This is a genomic window from Actinoplanes sp. NPDC049118, assembly GCF_040648555.1.
GTDB lineage: Bacteria > Actinomycetota > Actinomycetes > Mycobacteriales > Micromonosporaceae > Actinoplanes.
On the sequence record NZ_JBEZDY010000003.1, the window covers coordinates 284,927 to 303,459 of the forward strand.

General features: G+C 73.7%; 18 protein-coding genes. 11 read left to right on the forward strand and 7 right to left on the reverse strand.

Annotation, left to right across the window (positions count from 1 at the left end; genetic code table 11):
* Positions 1-150 precede the first annotated feature (150 nt).
* A complete protein-coding gene (locus AB0B58_RS06075) occupies positions 151-1,947 on the forward strand; it encodes an ABC transporter ATP-binding protein (RefSeq protein ID WP_360218272.1) in 1,797 nt (598 codons plus the stop codon).
* Positions 1,944-3,725 (forward strand): ABC transporter ATP-binding protein, encoded by a 1,782-nt coding sequence (locus tag AB0B58_RS06080; protein WP_360218275.1) that lies wholly within the window; start codon positions 1,944-1,946, stop codon positions 3,723-3,725. Before AB0B58_RS06075 ends, AB0B58_RS06080 begins: the two co-directional genes overlap by 4 nt.
* A gap of 7 nt (positions 3,726-3,732) precedes the next feature.
* Here the strand turns inward: AB0B58_RS06080 and rpsD are convergent, their stop codons facing one another.
* Entirely contained in the window at positions 3,733-4,341 is a 609-nt protein-coding gene (gene rpsD / locus AB0B58_RS06085; RefSeq protein ID WP_360218278.1) for a 30S ribosomal protein S4, read from the reverse strand.
* An 86-nt stretch (positions 4,342-4,427) separates the two neighbouring features.
* Between rpsD and AB0B58_RS06090 the strand changes: the two genes are divergently transcribed.
* Entirely contained in the window at positions 4,428-5,168 is a 741-nt protein-coding gene (locus tag AB0B58_RS06090) for a DUF2470 domain-containing protein (protein ID WP_360218281.1), read from the forward strand.
* Here the strand turns inward: AB0B58_RS06090 and AB0B58_RS06095 are convergent.
* The 4 genes from AB0B58_RS06095 to AB0B58_RS06110 form a co-directional block, all read right to left on the reverse strand.
* Entirely contained in the window at positions 5,165-5,773 is a 609-nt protein-coding gene (locus AB0B58_RS06095; protein ID WP_360218284.1) for a TetR family transcriptional regulator, read from the reverse strand. The two genes, AB0B58_RS06090 and AB0B58_RS06095, sit on opposite strands and share 4 nt — an antisense overlap.
* A gap of 13 nt (positions 5,774-5,786) precedes the next feature.
* A complete protein-coding gene (locus AB0B58_RS06100; RefSeq protein ID WP_360218287.1) occupies positions 5,787-6,524 on the reverse strand; it encodes an ABC transporter permease in 738 nt (245 codons plus the stop codon).
* Positions 6,521-7,243: an ABC transporter ATP-binding protein gene (locus tag AB0B58_RS06105; RefSeq protein ID WP_360218290.1), complete on the reverse strand. Its 723-nt coding sequence runs from the start codon at positions 7,241-7,243 to the stop codon at positions 6,521-6,523. Before AB0B58_RS06105 ends, AB0B58_RS06100 begins: the two co-directional genes overlap by 4 nt.
* A gap of 152 nt (positions 7,244-7,395) precedes the next feature.
* The gene (locus AB0B58_RS06110; protein ID WP_360218293.1) at positions 7,396-8,856 is read right to left on the reverse strand and encodes a hypothetical protein; all 1,461 of its coding nucleotides are present in this window, start codon (positions 8,854-8,856) and stop codon (positions 7,396-7,398) included.
* 207 nt (positions 8,857-9,063) lie between these two features.
* Between AB0B58_RS06110 and hisI the strand changes: the two genes are divergently transcribed.
* From hisI to AB0B58_RS06125, 3 genes are read left to right on the forward strand one after another with little or no spacing between them, the layout of a single operon-like run.
* On the forward strand, positions 9,064-9,450 hold the full coding sequence (gene hisI, locus AB0B58_RS06115) for a phosphoribosyl-AMP cyclohydrolase (RefSeq protein ID WP_360218296.1): 387 nt from the start codon (positions 9,064-9,066) through the stop codon (positions 9,448-9,450).
* The gene (locus tag AB0B58_RS06120) at positions 9,447-10,991 is read left to right on the forward strand and encodes an anthranilate synthase component I (protein WP_360218299.1); all 1,545 of its coding nucleotides are present in this window, start codon (positions 9,447-9,449) and stop codon (positions 10,989-10,991) included. The genes hisI and AB0B58_RS06120 overlap by 4 nt, the downstream gene beginning before the upstream one ends.
* Positions 10,991-11,530, forward strand: coding sequence for a Trp biosynthesis-associated membrane protein (locus tag AB0B58_RS06125; protein WP_360218302.1), 540 nt, complete (start codon positions 10,991-10,993; stop codon positions 11,528-11,530). The genes AB0B58_RS06120 and AB0B58_RS06125 overlap by 1 nt, the downstream gene beginning before the upstream one ends.
* Here the strand turns inward: AB0B58_RS06125 and AB0B58_RS06130 are convergent.
* On the reverse strand, positions 11,464-11,889 hold the full coding sequence (locus AB0B58_RS06130; protein WP_360218305.1) for a hypothetical protein: 426 nt from the start codon (positions 11,887-11,889) through the stop codon (positions 11,464-11,466). The two genes, AB0B58_RS06125 and AB0B58_RS06130, sit on opposite strands and share 67 nt — an antisense overlap.
* A 384-nt stretch (positions 11,890-12,273) precedes the next feature.
* On the opposite strand from AB0B58_RS06130, the gene trpC reads away from it, so the two are divergent.
* From trpC to AB0B58_RS06155, 5 genes are read left to right on the forward strand one after another with little or no spacing between them, the layout of a single operon-like run.
* Positions 12,274-13,077, forward strand: a complete 804-nt coding sequence (gene trpC, locus AB0B58_RS06135; protein WP_184996470.1) for an indole-3-glycerol phosphate synthase TrpC — start codon at positions 12,274-12,276, stop codon at positions 13,075-13,077.
* Complete coding sequence (gene trpB / locus AB0B58_RS06140; RefSeq protein ID WP_360218308.1) at positions 13,074-14,336, forward strand: tryptophan synthase subunit beta; 1,263 nt, start codon at positions 13,074-13,076, stop codon at positions 14,334-14,336. The genes trpC and trpB overlap by 4 nt, the downstream gene beginning before the upstream one ends.
* Entirely contained in the window at positions 14,333-15,139 is an 807-nt protein-coding gene (gene trpA, locus AB0B58_RS06145) for a tryptophan synthase subunit alpha (protein WP_360218311.1), read from the forward strand. Before trpB ends, trpA begins: the two co-directional genes overlap by 4 nt.
* 34 nt (positions 15,140-15,173) lie before the next feature.
* Positions 15,174-16,256: a prolipoprotein diacylglyceryl transferase gene (lgt, locus tag AB0B58_RS06150; RefSeq protein ID WP_360218314.1), complete on the forward strand. Its 1,083-nt coding sequence runs from the start codon at positions 15,174-15,176 to the stop codon at positions 16,254-16,256.
* A gap of 23 nt (positions 16,257-16,279) precedes the next feature.
* Positions 16,280-17,470: an NAD(P)/FAD-dependent oxidoreductase gene (locus tag AB0B58_RS06155; RefSeq protein WP_360218317.1), complete on the forward strand. Its 1,191-nt coding sequence runs from the start codon at positions 16,280-16,282 to the stop codon at positions 17,468-17,470.
* A gap of 3 nt (positions 17,471-17,473) precedes the next feature.
* Here AB0B58_RS06155 and AB0B58_RS06160 read toward each other — a convergent pair whose 3' ends face one another.
* Positions 17,474-18,343 carry a GNAT family N-acetyltransferase gene (locus AB0B58_RS06160; protein WP_360218320.1) on the reverse strand — a complete coding sequence of 290 codons (870 nt, stop codon included), beginning with the start codon at positions 18,341-18,343 and terminating at the stop codon, positions 17,474-17,476.
* Positions 18,344-18,533 lie beyond the last annotated feature (190 nt).

The window sequence follows — 18,533 nt, forward strand, 5'->3', positions numbered from 1 at the left end:
GGGCGGGTCCGGGCGCGCGCGTCAAGAGGCCGGGTCGCGTGGCGGTGTAATTGTAGACACAATGTAAACCCGTGGCGTTTACGGTCCGGTTCGGCAGGATGGACTGGTAAGGCCGAAACCGTCGGCGCGGACTTACGTCAGGGCGGGGATTTGACCACGAGCGCCAGCCGGGACGTGCTGGGCCGGGGCCTACGCGTGCTCGGCCGGGCAATTCGCACCGAACCCCGGCTCTTCATCATCGGCACGGTCGGTAGCAGCCTGTTCGGCCTGCTGGTCATCGCCAACGCCTACGTGGTGGGCGCGGTCATCGGCCGCGTCGTGGTGCCGGCGTTCGCCGAGCACCGGGCCGGCGCCGCCGAGCTGTGCCTGATCGCCGCCACGTTCATCGGCATCGCGCTGCTGCGGATGGCGAGCATCTTCGGCCGCCGCCTCGGCGCCGGCTACATGCAGTTCCGGCTGCAGGCCCGCTACCGCAGCGCCGTCACCCGCCGCTACCTGGCGCTGCCGCCGGCCTGGCACCAGCGGCACGCCACCGGCACGCTGTTGTCGAACGCGAACTCCGACGTCGAGGCCGCGTTCGTGCCGATCGCGCCGCTGCCGTTCGCGGTCGGCACGCTGGTGATGATCGCGGCCGCGGTCGTCTCGCTCTTCTTCACCGACTGGGTGCTGGCGCTGGTCGGTGTCTGCCTCTTCCCGGCGCTGTTCGGCCTCAACCTGGTCTACTCGCGGCGCATGTCGCCACGGCAGATCCGCGCACAGCAGCTGCGGGCCAGGGTCAGCGCGGTCGCGCACGAGAGCTTCGACGGCGCGCTGGTGGTCAAGACGATGGGCCGCGAGGCCGACGAGTCGCGGCGCTTCTCGGTGTACGTGTCCGAGTTGCGCGACGCCCTGATCTCCGTCGGCCGGCTGCGCGGCCTCTTCGATCCGCTTATCGACAGCCTGCCCAGCGTCGGCACCCTCGCCGTGCTGCTGCTCGGTTCCTGGCGGCTGCAGTCCGGCGCGATCAGCGTCGCCGAACTGGTCAGCGTCGCCTTCCTCTTCACCGTGCTGGCCTTCCCGATCCGCGCGATCGGCTGGGTGGTCGCCGAGCTGCCGCGCAGCGTGGCGGGCTGGGAGCGGGTCCAGGCGGTGCTCGGCGCCGAGGGCGACCTCGCCTACGGCTCGTCCGCGCCCCCGCGCACCGGGCCGGCGGCGCTCACCTTCGACCGCGTCTCATTCTCGTACGGCGAGGGCGCCGAGGTGCTGCACGACGTCTCCTTCACCGTCCCCGCCGGCCGGACCGTGGCGCTGGTCGGTGCGACCGGTGCCGGCAAGTCGACGATCGCCTCGCTCGCGGTCCGGCTGGTCGACCCGGACTCCGGGACCGTCTGCGCCGACGGCACCCCGCTGCCGGAGCTCACCGTGGCCGCGCTCGCGGCGACGGCCGCGCTCGTGCCGCAGGTGCCGTTCGTCTTCGACGACACCGTGCGCGGCAACGTGACCCTGGACCGGGAAGGGCTGGGCGACGACGAGGTCTGGTCGGCGCTGCGCACGGCGCAGGCCGAGGGCTTCGTGGAGAAGCTGTCGGACGGCCTGGACACCGCCGTCGGCGAGCGCGGCACCTCGCTCTCCGGCGGCCAGCGGCAGCGCCTCACCCTCGCCCGGGCGCTCGCGGGACGGCCGCGGATGCTGGTGCTCGACGACGCCACCAGCGCGGTCGACCCGCGCGTGGAGGCGGCCATCCTGGCCTCGCTGCGCGGCCGCGACTCGGGCGCGTCGATCCTGGTCGTCGCCTACCGGCGGGCCACCATCGCGCTCGCCGACGAGGTGGTCTACCTGGAGAACGGCCGGGTCGTCGCGACCGGCACCCACCACGACCTGCTGGCCACCGAGCCGGGCTATCTGAACCTGGTCACCGCCTACGAGCAGGCCGATGCCGCCCGCGAGGACGAGAGCGTGATCGCGTGAGCGAGGCATTGCTGGAGCGGCCCGAGCCGGGCACGCTCGCCACCGTGCGGCGCGGCATCGCGCTCTCGCCCGAGCTGCGGCCCGGCCTGATCGGCACGCTGGTACTGGCGGTGCTCTCGATGGCCGGCCGGGTCGCCGTGCCGATCGCCGTTCAGCAGGGCATCGACCGGGGCATCCGCGCCCCCGGCGGCCCCGACCTCGGCGTCGTCGCCGTCATCGTCGGCCTCACCCTCGCGATCCTCGTCGTCTCCACCGCCTGCGGATACGCGATGACGCGGCGGCTCTTCACCGTCAGCGAGACGGCCCTGGCCGCGCTGCGCGGCCGCACCTTCCGGCACATCCACGACCTGTCGATGCTGCACCAGCAGTCCGAGCGGCGCGGATCGCTGGTCTCCCGGGTCACCGGCGACATCGACCAGATCACCCAGTTCCTGCAGACCGGCGGCGTGATGCTGCTGCTCAGCTCGGGACAGCTGGTGGTGACGACCGTCGTGATGCTCGTCTACTCGTGGCAGCTGGCGCTGGTGGTGTTCGCCGCGTTCCTGCCGGCCGTGATCGTCATCCGGCTGTTCCAGAAACGGCTCGCGGGCGCATACCGGATCGTGCGCGAGCGCACCGGCACCATGCTCGGCGCGGTCGCCGAGAGCGTCGTCGGCGCCACGGTCATCCGCGCGTACGGCGTGGCCGGGCGCACCGAGAAGCGCCTGGACTCGTCGATCGGCAGCCTGCGGGTGGCGCAGCAGAAGGCCCTGCGGACCAGCGTGATCAGCTTCTCCACCGGCGAGATCGCCGCGGGGGTGGCGCTCGCCGCGGTGGTGATCGTCGGCGTCCTGTTCGGCGTCGACGGCGGCCTGACCGTCGGCGAGCTGACCGCGTTCCTGTTCCTGGTGACGCTCTTCATCCAGCCGGTGCAGATCGCCACCGAGGTGCTCAACGAGGCGCAGAACGCGGTGGCCGGCTGGCGCCGGGTACTCGACGTGCTCGACATCGATCCGGACGTGGCCGACCCCGACACGCTGGGCGTGCCTCTGCCGCCGGGGCCGCTGTCCGTGCGCTTCGACGGGGTCTCCTACCGCTACCCGGGCGGACCGGTCGTGCTCGCCGACGTCGACCTGGAGATCGCGGCGAGGACGAAGGTCGCCGTGGTCGGCGAGACCGGCAGCGGCAAGACCACCTTCGCGAAGCTGCTCACCCGGCTGATGGACCCGGCCGACGGCGAGGTGCTGCTCTCCGGCACGCCGCTGACCTCGGTGCGGTTCACGTCGCTGCGTTCGCGGGTGGTGATGGTCCCGCAGGACGGCTTCCTCTTCGACGCGACCGTGGCGGAGAACATCCGCTTCGCGGAGCCGTCGCTGACCGACGACGATCTGGAACTGGCCTTCGCCGGGCTCGGCCTCGCCGATTGGCTGGCCGGTCTGCCGCAGGGCCTGGAGACCCCGGTGGGCGAGCGCGGCGAGGCGCTCAGCGTGGGCGAGCGGCAGCTTGTCGCGCTGGTCCGGGCGTACGTCGCGGATCCCGATCTGCTGGTGCTGGACGAGGCGACCAGCGCGGTCGACCCGGCCACCGAGGTGCGCCTGCAGCGGGCCCTGGAAACGGTCACCCGGGGCCGGACCACGGTGGCCATCGCGCACCGGCTCTCCACCGCGCAGTCCGCCGACGAGGTGATCGTGGTGGACGCGGGCCGCGTGGTGCAACGCGGCCCGCACTCCACGCTCCTGCTGGACGAGGACTCGATCTACGCGAAGCTCTACGCGTCCTGGCTGGAGCAGACCCGCTGAGCGAGCACTACCGCGCGTAGAACTCGACGACCAGCTGCTCGTCGCAGACCACCGGGACCTCGGAGCGCAGCGGCTTGCGGATCACCGTGGTGCGCAGCTCCTCGACGACGGTGGACAGATAGGGCGCGGTCGGGCCGTCGAGGTGCGCGCCGGTGGCCGCGATCTGGAACGGCGGCTTCTGCCGGCTGCTCTCCCGGACCTCGACGACCTGACCGGGCTTGAGCCGGTACGACGGGCGGTCGACCTTCCTGCCGTCGACGGTGAAGTGGCCGTGCGCGACGAGCTGGCGGGCCTGGTAGATGGTGCGGGCCAGGCCGGCGCGCTGCACGGTGGCGTCGAGGCGGCTCTCCAGCAGCTGGACCATGTTCTCGCCGGTCTTGCCCTCCTTGCGATGCGCGTCGTCGTACGCCTTGCGCATCTGGGCCTCGCTGATGTTGTACTGGTGGCGCAGCCGCTGCTTCTCGAGCAACCGGACCTGGTAGTCCGAGGCCTTGCGCCGCCCCCTGCCGTGCACGCCGGGCGGGAACGGCCGCCGCTCGAAGTACTTGACGCACTTGCGCGTGAGTGGAATTCCGAGAGCCCTCGACAGCCGGGCCTTGGGTCGGGAGTTGTTCACGGGCGATCTCACTTCGTTTTCGGGGTGCTGTACGGTTAGCCTCACCTTACTAAGGCAAGCCTAACTGGTGCCCGGAGGTACCCGACATGCAGCCCACCCACGCCGAGGTCGCCCGCACTCTCGCCGCCGGCCACCTGCCCGCCACCGCGCACATCGCGTGCCGGCAGGGCCCCTATCCGGTGCGGCACGTGACCGACAGTCAGGGGCGGATGCTGCTCCTCGCACCCGGTAACGGGGCACTCACCACGGCACTTCGGCCGGCCGCCGGCAACGACGACACCGCGCTGGTGCTCGACATCAGTGACTTGCCGCCGGTCGCCGGAGCGCCGTCGCTCGGCCGGGTCTGGGTCGCGGGCTGGGCCGTCGCGCTCACCGGTGACGAGGCCCGCGCGGCCGCGCTCGACTACGCCGACACCGACCCGGCGCCCGACCTGCTCGACGTCGGAGACTCACAGGTCCTGCACCGGATGGACGTGGCCGAGGTGCGCTACGAGCGCAACGGCGTGCTGGTCGACGTCGACCCCGACGACTACGCGCTGGCCGCGCCGGACCCCCTGCGGACGATCGAGTTCGACCTGATCGCGGACCTCGCCGACCACCACGTCGACGAGATGGCCGACTACGTGCGCCGCCGGCTGGGCCCGGCCGCGCGCCCCGGCGACGAGCCGCGGGTCGTGCGCCTGGACCGGTACGGCTTCGTGGTCCGCCTCGGCGACCGGCTCGCCCGGCTGTCCTTCCCGCGCCCGGTCGCCGACCGCCACGACCTGGCGCACCTGCTGCACCCGGTGCTCTGCCACCGCTGCACCAGCGTGCAGGAGGCCGCCTAAGCCTCGAAGACGCCCGGCAGGTCTCCCGTCAGGTAGCGCTGCACGCTCGGGCCGATCGCCGCGACCAGCTGCTCGGTCGGTGCGGACGCCACCGGCTCGACCTTGAGCACGTAGCGGACCACCGCGAGCCCGGCGATCTGGGTCGCGACCAGGGCCGCCCGGGTGGACGCCTGCGCCTCGTCGATGCCCAGCTCGGCCACCGCCCGGCGCAGCACCTGGGTGACCACGAACTCGCGCATCAGCCGCGCCGTCCACTCGTTGCTGAGCGCGGAGCGGAACAGGGCGACCGCGGCGGCGCCGGCGGGCGAGTCCCAGATGCCGAGGACCAGCCGCACCAGCCGCTCGCCGGCCTCCTCGGGCGGGCCGGCCATCGCCTTCGGGATGACCTCGGCCGGGTCGATCGGCGAGTTCATGCTCGCCAGGAAGAGCTTCTCCTTGGTGCCGAAGTAGTGGTGCACCAGGGCCGGGTCGACCTGCGCCTCGCCGGCGATGGCCCGGATCGAGGCCTTGTCGAAACCCCGCTCCGCGAAGACCTTGCGGGCGGATTCCAGGATGGACTGCTTGGTGTCCTGGTTTCCCGGACGCCGCCCGCTGCGCCGTACCAAAAACGCTCCTCGGTCAGGGGGTGCGACGCCGGAGCGTCGCCGCGGCCAGGACCAGCGCGATGATCGCCGCGCCGGCCACGACCGTCAGGCCGCGCCACATCGTCGTGGTGGGGTCGGGGTGCGCGCCGACCTGGGCCAGCGCCTCGACGGCGTACGACAGCGGCATCACGTCCGCGACCGCCTGCAGCCAGCCCGCCATCTGCGCCCGCGGCACGAACAACCCGCAGAGCAGCAGCTGGGGAATGACCACCACCGGTAGGAACTGTACGGCCTGGAACTCGGTGCGCGCGAAGGCACTGCAGAACAGCCCGAGCGCGACCCCGAGGACGGCGTTGACCACCGCGATCAGCACGACCAGCCCGACGTTGCCGGCCGTGTCGAGCCCGAGCAGCAGGAACGCCGCCGCGACCGCGACCGTGGCCTGCACCGCCGCGGCGAGCCCGAACGCGAGCCCGTAGCCGAAGAGCAGGTCCAGCTTGCCGAGCGGGGTGGTGAGCAGCCGTTCCAGCGTGCCGGTGGTGCGTTCGCGCAGCATCGCGATGCTGGTCACCAGGAACATGATCACGAACGGGAAGACGCCGAGCATGACCAGGGCGATCCGGTCGAAGGTGCTGCCGGCGTTGTCGAACATGAAATAGAGCAGGGTGAGCAGGAGGGCCGGCACCGCGATCAGCAGGCCGACGGTGCGCCGGTCGTGTCGCAACTGCCGCAGGATGCGCCCGGTGGTGGAGAAGGTAATCCTCAAACTCATGCCGCCACCTGCTCGCTGTCGCGGATCAGGTGGAGGAACGCCGCCTCGAGGTCGTCGGTGCCCGTCGCCGCGCGGATCGCGGCGGGGGAGTCGTCGCCGATCAGCCGCCCCTCGCGGATGAGCAGCAGCCGGTCGCACCGTCCGGCCTCGTCCATGACGTGGCTGGAGACCAGCAGCGTCGTGCCCTCGGCGGCGAGGGCGTGGAACTTCGCCCACAGGTCGGCCCGCAGCACCGGGTCCTGGCCGACGGTGGGCTCGTCGAGCACCAGCAGCCGGGGCTTGCCGATCATCGCGCAGCCGAGCGAGGCGCGGCTGCGCTGGCCGCCGGAGAGGTTGCCGACCAGTTGCCCGGCGGCGTCGGCCAGGCCGACGTCCGCGATCGCCCGGTCCGCGGCGGCCGCCGACAGGCCGTAGAGCGAGGCGAAGTACCGCGCGTTCTCCCGGACGGTGAGGTCGGCGTAGACGCTGGGCGCCTGGGTCACGTAGCCGACCGTGCGCCGCAGGGCGGCCGATCCGGCCGGCTCGCCGAGCACGGTGACCGTGCCCGACTTCACGATCTGCACGCCGACGATCGCCCGGATGAGCGTCGTCTTCCCGCTGCCGCTCGGGCCGAGCAGCCCCACGACGCTGCCGGCCGGAACCGAGCAGCCGATCCCGTGCAGCACGCGGCGTCTGCCACGGTCGACCACGAGGTCCCGGACCTCGATGGCGCTGGTCATCCCGCCTCCTTCAAAAACTCATCGGATGTTGATTTCAACGCTAGATGAATTATGTGCGCAGGGCAATCGGCAACCGGCAAGCTGGCACGGGGAAACGACGGAAGCCGCGCTCCCCGGCAGGGGGATCGCGGCTTCCGTGGGGATATGAGCGCTCAGAGAGCGAGGATGCGGTCCAGGAACTCGCGGTAGCCACGCATCGCCATGCGCATGCTCTCGGTGTCCGGCGTCGCCGAGCCGCGCAGCGGATCGAGATCGTCGCGCTCCGCCAGCATCGACTCGGTCAGCTCGTGCACGGCCTCGGTGAGCAGGTCGTGAGCCCTGGTCAGCGCGGCCACCGGGTCGTCGACGAACTGCGCCTTGATCTCGTGCCACTCGGCGCGGAACTGCTCGCTCGCGGCCTCTTCCCAGAAGGTGATCGAGGTCTCGTGCACGTCGCCCGGGCGCAGCGGGGTGTCGGCCGCGTCGGTCTCGGCGGCGCGGGCCGCCCGCCGGCCGGCCGGTGCCTCGGCGGCGTCGTCGAGGCTCGCGGCCCGGCGCGGCGCCGGGGCGCCGTGGTCGTCGTCGTCGCGGCTGCGGCGGCCGCCCGCCGGGCTGACCGGGACGGTCGCGCTGCCGGAGGCTCCCGCCCGCGGCCCGGCGGTGGCCCACCCGGTCGGCTCGAGTCGGGTCGGCGCGTTGTCGGTGGCGAGCGTGTGCGGCACGGACCGGGTGGCCGGCGGCTGCTCGGTGGCGGCCGGCGGCGCGCTGACCGGGCGGTTGGGCCGCGGCGCGGGCACCTGTGCGGTGCCGGAGGCCGCGGGCTGCGCGCTCACCGGGCGGGGCTCGGCCGGCTGCCGGGCGGGCGCCGCCGCGCCGGGCAGCGGCGTCGCCGGGTCCAGCGGGTGTGCCGGCGCGGCCGGCGGCTCGGCGAGCGGGCCGCTCACCGGCGCGGAGCCGGACGCCTGCGGCGCGAACGGCGACGGGGCGAACGGCGCGTCGGCTGGGCCGTCCTCCTCGGCCGGTGCGAACGGCGACCGGGCCGTGGGCGCGGCGTCGTCGGCGGGGATGAACGGCGACCGGGGCCCGCCCGGTGCGTCGTCGCCGCCCGGCGCGAACGGCGAGCGGGATCCGGGCACGGGCCGGGACCCGCCGCCGGCGGGCGCCTGGCCGTTGGCGATCGGGGCGCCGCCGTGCCGGGGCCCGGCGTCGCCGTTGCGGTGCCCGTTGGTCTCGACCTGCGGGAAGCCGACCTGGTTGCTCCACCGGGAGCCGTTGGAGCCGAGCAGCGCGTCGGCCGGGCGGCGGGAACCGAGGGCGACCATCTGCGTGTCGCTGGTCAGCGCCGGGTGCGGCCGGCCCGGCGCGAACGGGCTCTGCGCCGGCTCGTCGGACTCCTGATGATCATCCTGCGGTTGGGACTGCTGATCGCTCACCTGCGGGTGCTCCCCGGTCGGGCCGGCGGCGCCGGCTTGCTGGTCGGACGTGGGCGCCGTGGCGGCGCCACGGGACCCGGGAGACACGTCCGGATCCTCATCGGACTGCCGCTGGGCCGGCGCGGCCGCCCCGTGCACCGGCCAGAAGCGGGCGAGGCCACGCGACTGGCGGTTGTGGTCGGGCTCGGACGTCGGCTCCATCGGTTCAAGACTCCCGTTCCAGTGACGGCACGATCCACGCCGGGGGAGACCGGGCGGACGGCTGGCGCAGCACCCGGGCAGGCGGCGCACGACGACGGTACCGTCATCCGCCGCCCGGTCACACCCCCAGTCCGCGTCAGTGACCGGATCGTGGGTTACCGGTACGCCCAGGTGGACGGTCGTAGGCGATGCGGGACAATCTGACCTGTGCCCGCACCTGACCTTGAGAACGGACCTGTCTCCGCGCTGGACCCGGCCATCGCCGCCCGCCTGCGCCGCACCTCCGGCGGCCTGGTGGCCGCGATCGTCCAGGAGTACGGAACCGGCGACGTGCTGATGATGGCATGGATGGACGACGAGGCGCTGCACCGCACCCTGTCGACGGGCCGGGCCACCTACTGGTCCCGCAGCCGCCGCGAATACTGGGTGAAGGGCGCCACCTCCGGCCACCACCAGTACGTGCGGTCGGTCGCGCTCGACTGCGACGGCGACGCGCTGCTGGTCACGGTCGAGCAGGTCGGCGCGGCCTGCCACACCGGAACGCACACCTGCTTCTCCGATGAGCTGCCCGTACACCAGGAGGAGCGCCCGTGACCACCACCGGAGCGGTTTCGCCCGATGAGGACGGTTTCGTCGCCCAGGCCGCCCGGCGCCGGGTCGTGCCGGTCACCCGGCGGCTGCTGGCCGACGGTGAGACCCCGGTCGGCGTCTACCGCAAGCTGGCCGGCGGGCCGGGCACCTTCCTGCTCGAGTCCGCCGAGCAGGGCGCCGGCACCGCCGCCTGGTCGCGCTACTCGTTCATCGGCGTCCGCAGCGCGGCGACGCTCGTCGAGCGCGACGGCCAGGCTGCCTGGCTCGGCAGCCCGCCCGACGGCGTACCGGCGGACGGTGATCCGGTGGTCGCCCTGCGTGAGACCGTCGCGGCCCTCGCCGCTCCCGAGGAGCCCGGCAACCTCGATGACCTGCCCCCGCTGACCGGCGGCATGGTCGGCTACCTCAGCTACGACCTGATCCGCCGCTTCGAGCGGCTGCCGGCCATCGCGGCGGACGACGTGCCCCTGCCCGAGCTGGGCATGATGCTCGCCACCGACCTGGTCGTGCTCGACCACTACGACGGCTCGGCGATCCTGGTGGCCAACGCGGTCCTGCCGGCCGGCGCGGAACCGGCGGCGGCCCGCGCGGCCTACCACCAGGCGGTCGGTCGGCTCGATGCGATGACGACGGCGCTGTCGCGCCCCACCCCGCCGATGATCTCCACAGTCGAGCGGGTGTCGCCCGGCGAGGTGGTCAGCCGCACCGCGCCGGGCGACTACCAGAGGGCGGTCGAGACGGCCAAGGAGGCGATCCGGGCCGGCGAGTGCTTCCAGATCGTCGTCGCCCAGCGCTTCGAACGGGCCACCGACGCGGATCCGCTCGACGTCTACCGGGTGCTGCGGGCCACCAACCCCAGCCCGTACATGTACCTGCTGCGCTTCGACGAGTTCGACATCGTCGGGTCGTCGCCGGAGGCCCACCTCAAGGTCAGCGCCGAGGAGGGCGGGGTGCGCCGGGCCCTGCTGCACCCGATCGCCGGCACCAGGTGGCGCGGCGCCACGCCCGAGCAGGACAACGCGCTCGCGGCCGAACTGCTCGCCGACCCGAAGGAACGCGCCGAGCACGTCATGCTCGTCGACCTGGGCCGCAACGACCTGGGCCGGGTCTGCCGGGCGGGCACGGTCGAGGTGCCGGACTTCGCCCGCATCGAGCGCTACAGCCACGTCATGCACATCGTCTCGACCGTGGTCGGCGAGCTGCGCGACGACCGCAGCGCCTTCGACGCGCTGGCCGCCACGTTCCCGGCCGGGACGCTGTCGGGCGCGCCCAAGGTCCGGGCCATGGAGATCATCGAGGGTCTCGAGCCGACCCGCCGCGGCCTGTACGGCGGCACGGTCGGCTACTTCGGCTTCGCGGGCGACATGGACATGGCGATCGCGATCCGCACGGCGCTGCTGCGCGGCGGTACGGCCTACGTGGGTGCCGGCGCGGGCATCGTCGCCGACTCCGACCCCGCCGCCGAGGAGCAGGAGAGCCGCAACAAGGCCGCCGCCGTGCTGGCCGCGATCGCCGCCGCCGAGACGCTGCGCGCGGCCCGCTGATGAGCGCCGGGCGCCGCCTGACGGCCGCGGTGCTGCTCTGCGTCGCGGGCGCGGCGTGCGCGCTCTACGGCGTCACCCGCACCTGGTCGGAGCTCGTGACCGAGCGGCCCGGCCTGTCTGCGCTGCGCACGGTCCGCACGGGCGCGGACCTCGAGCCGTGGGTGGTCGGCCTGGCGCTGGTCGCGCTCGCCGGTGCCGGCGCGCTGCCGGCGACCCGGGGACTGCCGCGGCGGGTGCTCGGCGCTCTGATCGCACTGGCCGGCCTGGGGGTCGCGGCGGGCGCGATCGCGGGCCGGGCGGGCCTGGAGGCCGGCTCGGCGGGCGCGGGCGCCACGTTCTGGCCGGTGGTCTGTGTCGCGGGTGGCCTGCTGATCCTGCTCGGCGGGCTGTCGGCGGCCCGGTACGGCCACGAGTGGCCGGCGATGGGCGCACGCTACGAACGCCGCGCCGCGCCGGCCCCGCCGGACACCGATCAGCGGGTGGACACGAGGGCGGCCTGGGACGCGCTGGACCGCGGCGACGACCCGACGGCACGCTGACCACGGGCCGGCTCGGCGCCGCCCGCACGCTTCCCGCCGTTGCCACCACGGGTGGTGTCCGTTGTGCTGCCGCCGGTCTGCGTGCCGCCGGTCGGTTCGCTGTGCCGCGCCGCCTGCGGGCCGCGCGGCGGCCCCTGCGGGCCGCGCGGGCGGGCCGCGAGCGCCGCGACCAGCGCGTCCACGTCGGCGCGGGCCTGCGCGCGGGCGCGGTCGGCGCACATCGCCGCCCAGGCGTTGCCCTGGGCCGTGCGCACGTTCGCGTCCCCGACCACGCGGCGCTCGACGTCGGCGACCAGGTCCGCGGCCGCCGCGACGACCGCGCGGGAGAGGGCGGCGAAACCAACCTCTGCAGCAGTCATGGTCCACTCCACAAGACTCTTACCGGGGGCCGGCGTTCCCCGGTGTCGCCGACCAGTTTGCCCGAGTCCCATGATGCCCGTGTCGTATTTCCGAACCGTGACACCGCCGTCAACGCTGAGTGGGATCAGCCGATCATCCAGGGGGTCCCAGCTAGCCGCGAGATGCGTAGGAGGAGGATGTGAGTGAACTGACATGCGTCACCCGGCAGGGCATTATGCCGCAGTCCACGTCGCGAGGCGCGCCGTACCCCGGGGGGTTGTGTGTGTCGGCGGCCACCTAGCATCGGGCCGAGGACACCCGGAGAGGGGAGTCATTAGGTGACATCCGATCAGGCGGAAGCGGGCAGTGGCGGACCCGCGGAGCGTGGTGCAGGACCGCAGAACGTGCTCGAGGAGATCCTCGCCGGTGTGCGCGAGGACGTCGCGGCCCGGCAGGAGCAGATCTCGCTGGAGCGGGTGCGTGACCTCGCCGCGGCGGCCCCGCCGGCGATCGACGCGTACGCGGCGCTGCGCAAGCCCGGCGTGGCGGTGATCGCGGAGGTCAAGCGGTCGTCGCCGTCCAAGGGCGCGCTGGCGGACATCCCGGACCCGGCCGAGCTGGCGGGCGAGTACGCGGCGGGTGGCGCCCGCTGCATCAGCGTGCTCACCGAGGGCCGATGGTTCGGCGGTTCGCTCGAGGACCTGGCCGCGGTGCGAGCCGCGGTCTCGGTGCCGGTGCTGCGCAAGGACTTCGTCGTCTCCAGCTATCAGGTGCACGAGGCACGGGCACACGGCGCCGACCTCGTCCTGCTCATCGTCGCGGCGCTGGAGCAGAACGTGCTCGTCGGCCTGCTCGAGCGCATCGAGTCGCTGGGCATGACGGCGCTCGTCGAGGTGCACAACGAGGAAGAGGCCGACCGGGCTCTGGACGCCGGGGCACAGGTCATCGGCGTCAACGCCCGCGACCTGCGCACCCTCGAGGTGGACCGGTCCGTCTTCGAGCGGATCGCGCCCGGCCTGCCGAACAACGTCGTGAAGATCGCCGAGTCCGGCGTGCGTGGCCCGCACGACCTGATCCGCTACGCGTCGGCCGGCGCGGACGCGGTGCTGGTCGGCGAGGGCCTGGTCACGAAGAAGAGCCCGCGCGACGCCGTCGCCGAGCTCGTCAACGCGGGCAACCACCCGGCGACTCCCCGGCCGGTGCGATGAGCGACCTGGGTGCCGGCACGAGCACGCCGGTGCTGCCGGACCTGGCCGGTCATTTCGGGCGGTTCGGCGGGCGCTTCGTACCCGAGGCGCTCGTCCGCGCCCTCGACGAGCTGGACGCGGCGTACCGGGCGGCGAAGGTCGACCCGGTCTTCCAGGAGCGGTTCAGCGGGCTGCTGCGCGACTACGCGGGCACGCCGTCGCTGCTGTACGCGGCCGACCGGCTCTCCGCGGCGCTCGGCGCCGAGGTGCTGCTCAAGCGCGAGGACCTCAACCACACCGGCGCGCACAAGGTGCGCAACGTGCTCGGTCAGGCCCTGCTCGCCAAGCGGATGGGCAAGCCGCGGGTCATCGCCGAGACGGGGGCGGGCCAGCACGGCGTCGCCAGCGCCACCGCGGCCGCGCTGCTCGACCTCGAGTGCGTGGTCTACATGGGCGAGATGGACACCGAGCGGCAGGCGCTCAACGTGGCCAGGATGCGCATGCTCGGCGCCACCGTCGTCCCGGTGTCGAACGGCTCGCGCACCCTCAAGGACGCGCTCAACGAGGCCCTGCGCGACTGGGTCTCCAGCGTCGACACGACGCACTATCTGCTGGGCACGGCGGCCGGGCCGCACCCGTTCCCGGAGATCGTCCGCGACTTCGTCGGCGGCATCGGCATCGAGGCCCGCGCGCAGTGCCTGGAGAAGATCGGCCGGCTGCCGGACGCGGTCGCCGCCTGCATCGGCGGCGGCTCGAACGCGATCGGCATATTCCACGCCTTCGTGCCGGACCCCGCCGTGCGCCTGTACGGCTTCGAGGCCGGCGGCGACGGCATCGAGACCGGCCGGCACGCCGCCTCGATCACCGGCGGCACGGCGGGGGTGCTGCACGGCGCCCGCACCTACGTGCTGCAGGACGACGACGGCCAGACCATCGAGTCGCACTCGATCTCGGCCGGGCTGGACTATCCGGGCGTCGGCCCGGAGCACGCCTGGCTGCACGACACCGGGCGGGCCCGCTACGAGCCGGTCACCGACGCCGAGGCGATGGCGGCGTTCCAGCTGCTCTGCCGCACCGAGGGCATCATCCCGGCGATCGAGAGCGCGCACGCCCTGGCCGGCGCCGCGCGGATCGTGCCGCAGCTGACCGCCGAGCTCGGCCGGACCCCCACGATCGTGATCAACCTGTCCGGCCGCGGCGACAAGGACGTGCACACCGCCGGGGCCTACTTCGGCATCCTCGACGAGGTCGAGCAGCTCGTACCGGGGGAGCAGTCGTGAGCATCGCGGACACCTTCGGCAAGGCGAAGGCCGAGGGCCGCGCGGTCCTCGTCGGCTGCATGCCGGCCGGCTTCCCGACCGTCGACGACAGCATCGCCTCGATGGTCGCCATGGCCGAGGCCGGCTGCGACGTCATCGAGGTCGAGCTGCCCTACTCCGATCCGGTGATGGACGGGCCGGTGATCCAGCGGGCGAGCGACATCGCCCTGGCCGCCGGCGTACGCACCCGGGACACGCTGCGCATCATCGAGGCGGTGGCGAACGCGGGCGCCACGGTCGTGCTGATGACCTACTGGAACCCGGTCGAGAAGTACGGCGTCGACGCCTTCGCCCGCGACCTCGCCGCGGCCGGGGCGACCGGCATGATCACCCCGGACCTGATCCCGGACGAGGCCGCGGAGTGGATCGCCGCGTCCGACCGGCACTCGATCGACCGCACGTTCCTGGTATCGCCGTCATCGACGGACGCCCGGCTGGCGATGACCGTCGGCCAGTGCCGCGGCTTCGTCTACGCGACCGCGCTGATGGGCGTCACCGGCGCCCGCAACCAGGTGTCGTCGCAGGCACCCGAGCTGGTCGCCCGCGTCCGCGCGGTCGACCCGGGCATGCCGGTCGGCGTCGGCCTGGGCGTCGGCACGGGCGCACAGGCGGCCGAGGTCGCCGCGTTCGCCGACGGCGTGATCGTCGGCAGCGCCCTGATCCGCTGCGTCCTGGACGCACCCGACCGGGGCACGGGCCTGAACCGGCTGCGCGCGCTCAGTGCGGAGTTGGCTGAGGGTGTGCGGGTCTCCAAACCCTTGTGATTGCCGTATCAGGGATCGGCGGTAGGGTGCCCGCGTGAACCTCGCCGCCATCCCCAGCCCCGCGACCTCGGTCTGGCACGTCCTCGGACTGCCCCTCCGGGCCTACGCGCTCTGCATCGTCCTGGGCATCGTCGTCGCCGTCCTAGTCATGGAGTACCGCCTGCGCCGCCGCGGCGTGGCGCCGTGGGCCTCGCTGGACATGGCCGTGTGGGCCGTGCCGTTCGGCATCATCGGCGCGCGGATCTACCACGTCATCACCTCGCCGGGTGAGTACTTCGGCTCCGGAGGCGACCCGATCCGGGTCTTCCAGATCTGGGAGGGCGGCCTCGGCATCTGGGGCGCCGTCGCCGGTGGCGCGGTGGGCGCCTGGATCGCGGCACGCCAGCTCGGCCTGCCGCTGAGCGTCTTCGCCGACGCCCTGGCGCCGGCGCTGCCGCTGGCGCAGGCGATCGGCCGGATCGGCAACTGGTTCAACAACGAGCTGTACGGCAGCGTCACCACCCTGCCGTGGGGCCTGCGGGTGCACGACATGGACCGCTCGAACCCGGGCCACGCCACGGTCATCGACGGCAAGGCCGTGACCCTGCCGGACCTGTACCATCCGACGTTCCTCTACGAGGCCGTGTGGGACCTCGGCGTCGCCGGCCTGGTCTTCCTGCTCGACCGCAAGTTCAAGTTCGGCCGGGGCCGGGCGTTCGCGATCTACGTGATGGCGTACACCGTCGGCCGCACCTGGATCGAGGTGCTGCGCGTCGACGACGCCAACCACTTCTTCGGCGTACGGCTGAACGTCTTCACCTCCGTGGTGGTCTTCCTCGGCGCGTTGATCTACTTCCTGCTGGTCAAGGGCCCGCGCGAGTACGTGGTGCCGATCGACGCGCCCGACACGGCGCCCGAGCCGGCCGCGGCGGACGACACCTCGCGGGTCGACGTGGAGGCCGCCCCGGAGCAGGCCAAGGCGCCGAAGGCGTACCAGGTGGTCAGCGAGGAACGCTTCCGGGCGTACGAGCGCACCGGGGTCCTGCCGCCCGAGACGACCGGGGCCGCGCCCGCGGACGGTCCCGGGGACGACGGCGACGACAGATCGTCCGCGTCCGCCTCCGCCGACGAGCACTGACCGCCCGGGCGAGAGGCGGCGGCGTGCGTACGGCCGTGGTGGTCGGTGCCGGCATGGCCGGGCTGGCCACCGCCGGTGCCCTGGCCCGCGAGGGCTGGCAGGTGACCCTGCTCGAGCGCGGTGAGCGGGTGGCCGCGTCACCGACCGCGCTGGTGCTCTGGCCGAACGGGCGGCGCGCCCTCGAGGCCCTCGACCCGGACGGCGGCTGGTCGGCGATCGCGTTGCCGCTGCCCGACGGCGGCGTGCGCCGGCCCGACGGCCAGTGGCTGGCCGCGCCGCGCGCCCGGCCGGGCGCCGGACCCGGCCCGGCGGTGGTGCACCTGGAGGACCTCTACGACGCCCTGGTCGCCGGGCTCGGCGAGCGGGTCGACATCCGTACCGGTGTCGAGATCACCGCGGTGCGCACCGGCCGCGCCAAGCGTCCCAGCGTGAGCGACGGGAACACCCTGTTCGAGGCCGACCTGCTGGTCGCCGCCGACGGCATCGACAGCGCGGTTCGCCGGGCGCTGGCACCGGAGGCCGTGGCGGTCGGGTCGGGCTTCGCCTCGTGGCAGGCGGTCATCCCCGGCTTCCGGGTGCCGGACCTGCCCGCGGACCAGCTGGCCGGCGGCGAGACGCTGGGCGCCGGCTACCGCTTCGTCTCCATGCCGCTGGGCGAACACGCGGCCGGCCGCGGCGGCGTCTACTGGATCGCCACCGCGGCGGGCGCGCCCCGGCCCGAGTCCGCCGCCACCCAGCTGGCCCTGCTGCGGCGCTGGTTCGCGAGCTGGCACGCCCCGGTCGGCGCGCTGCTGGCCGCGACCCGGCCCGAGGACCTGGTGCCGCAGGAGGTCAGGGAGCTGCGGCCGCTACCGCGCTCCTACGGCTTCAGGGTGGGCTCGGGCGGCGTGGTGCTGCTCGGCGACGCCGCGCACGCGATGCCGCACCACCTGGGGCAGGGCGCCTGCCTGGCGTTCGAGGACGCGGCGACGCTGCGTTCGCTGGTCGCCGACTGCGCGCCCGGTGCGCAGCTGGGCGCGGCCGTCGAGGCGTACGACCGGGCCCGGCGTCCGCGGACGGCGAGCGTGGTCCGGCAGACCCGCCGCATGTCGGCCGTCGTGCAGGCGCGCGGCCGGCTGGCGCTGCGGGCGCGTAACGCCGCGCTCGGCTCGCTGCGCCCCCGCATCCTGGGTCACGCCCGGGGACTGGCGGCCGACTGGCAGCCCCCGGACTGACCTTTACCCCGGGGCGGCGGCCGGCTCGGCGATGCAGGCGGTGCCGATGCGCCGGAAGCCGACCTTGGAGTAGAGGCGGGCGACGTCGTCGTCGCCGGCCGAGAGCAGGACCAGGTCGACGCCGTCCTGCAGCGTGCGCCGGGCCAGGCTCGCGGTCAGCTGCGACGCGTAGCCGCGGCGGCGGGCCGACGGCAGCGTGGCCACCCCGGCGACCTCGGCCACCGCGCCGGCGCGCTGCGCCGTTCCGCAGGACAGGATGCCCTCGGCGGGCGACTCGACGACCGCGCTGAGCAGCCGGCCGGCGGTGTGCCGGCGGGTCAGCTGCGCGAGGGCCTCCTCGCTCAGCGGGGGCACCGCGTCGCGCTGCTCCGGGCCGGCGACCTCGACCACCAGCGAGCCCGCCTGCACGGCCGTGGTGTTCGTCGGCGCGCCGAAGCCGAGGCGGCCGACCGCGCGGCTGGCGTTGAGGTCGGCACCGAAGGCCGGCGACGCCGGGTCCAGGAAGCGGATCTCGGCGCCGGGCAGTGGCAGGTCCGGCACGAGCGCCGCGCTCTCGAGCACCATCAGCGGCGCGAGCAGCACGTCCAGCCCGCCGGAACGGGCCACGGCCAGCAGGTCCGGGGTCGTCTCGTGTACCCATTCGAACGCCTCGGGGACGCCGAGGTCCCGTTGCCGCTGCCGGACGGCGGTAATATCAGCGGCGGACGGTGTTTCGGCGCCGCCAAGGCGGGGACGTGCGTAGAACGGCCATCCCCCGCCGTCGTTGACGAAGAGCACGAACCCGCCGATGTCCTCCGCGACGGCGGCGTCGCGGGGCACGGCATCGTAGAAGCGTTCCAGCCGGGTGAAGACGTCGGTATCCTCTAGCGCCACCGCGCGAGACTACCCGTTGCTCCGGCGTCGGCTCTCCCCCGGCAACGACATACCGCCCCCGACGCTCCAACGGTGACGAACCGGTGGGCAAAAGTGTGATCTATCCGCACCTGGCGGAGATCGGTGACGACTAACGTAGACTCTAGAGACTTTGCAGGGCCGACGTCGTCCCGACCTTGAACGGAACACC